General features: G+C 49.4%; 1 protein-coding gene. It reads right to left on the reverse strand.

From position 1 onward, the window contains the following. A partial coding sequence (locus tag AB4486_RS25005; RefSeq protein WP_372119395.1) for an ABC transporter ATP-binding protein occupies positions 1–360 on the reverse strand: 360 nt, incomplete at both ends.

The raw sequence follows: 360 nt of genomic DNA on the forward strand, positions 1-360 counted from the left end.
GATCGTGTGTTACGTAGATCGTGGTGGTTTTTAGTTCACGATGTAGGTGTTTGATCTCTTCACGCATCACGCCACGCAGTTTGGCATCGAGGTTAGATAGCGGCTCATCAAACAAGAACACTTTAGGTGTACGAACCATCGCACGGCCCATTGCTACACGCTGACGCTGACCACCAGAAAGCTCTTTCGGCTTACGGCTCAGTAGCGGATCAAGCTCTAGCATTTTCGCCGCTTTTAAAACTTCTACGTCGATTTCAGCTTTCGGCATGCCTTTCAGTTTCAGGGCAAACGCGATGTTCTCGTAAACGGTCATGTGTGGGTACAGAGCGTAGCTTTGGCGATGGTATTCCAAAGCTACGC

The organism is Vibrio sp. 10N.222.55.C6, from assembly GCF_041473395.1.
Classification (GTDB): Bacteria; Pseudomonadota; Gammaproteobacteria; order Enterobacterales; family Vibrionaceae; genus Vibrio; species Vibrio crassostreae_C.